The organism is Mycobacterium simiae (genome assembly GCF_008370645.1).
GTDB classification, from domain to species: Bacteria; Actinomycetota; Actinomycetes; order Mycobacteriales; family Mycobacteriaceae; genus Mycobacterium; species Mycobacterium simiae_A.
In genome coordinates, this window is record NZ_VTZN01000443.1 from 1 (window position 1) to 829 (window position 829).

At 59.5% G+C, this 829-nt stretch carries 1 protein-coding gene; it reads left to right on the forward strand.

The window, feature by feature from the left end:
• Positions 1-829: PPE family protein (locus F0Q45_RS26335; protein WP_149656634.1), on the forward strand; the 829-nt coding region annotated here is incomplete at both ends.

The window sequence follows — 829 nt, forward strand, 5'->3', positions numbered from 1 at the left end:
CACGATTCCCGAAATACCCGCATTCCTGGGCGTCAAGATCCCCGTCAATATTCCCGTCACCGCGTCCATCACCCCGGTCAATATAGGGGCTTTCGCAATTGACCCAGTCAAGTTTGACGCCCTTGACAGTACGGTCTTTGGCTTTATCGGCCCCGTAAAGGTTTCGCCTATCGTGCTTGACATCGTCAATCCCGCGGTGACCATGAACATCGGCAACGCCGATGGGTCGACCGTGATAGATATCGACGGAATCGTTGGGCTCGGCCCCATCCGTATCCCACTCGTTGACATTCCCGCGACACCAGGCTTCGGGAACTCCTCAACCGTTCCATCGTCGGGATTCTTCAACAGCGGCACCGGCAGCTCGTCCGGCTTTTTGAACATTGGCACCAATAATTCGGGGCTACAGAACATTTCTTCGGGTAGTCTCGGCAATTCCGGCTTCGGAAATCTGGGCGCATTGCAATCGGGCCTGGCAAACCTGGGCAACAGCGTGTCGGGTTGGGCCAACGCGAGCCCGCTGGATTTCTCGGCACCAGCCTATGTGTCCGGCACAAACAATGTTGGCACCAGCCTGGCGGGTTTGCTGCGTGACGGCACCGACAGCACGACATTCAACGTCGGCCTGGCAAACCTCGGCGCGCTAAACCTGGGCAGCGTCAACGTTGGCGACCTCAACCTCGGTAGCGGCAACCTCGGCAGCGCTAACCTGGCCAGCGGCAACACCGGCAGCTTCAACCTGGGCAGCGGCAACCTCGGTAGTTTCAACTTGGGCAGCGGCAACATCGGCAGCGCCAACGTCGGGTTCGGCAACACCGGCCCGCTGCTG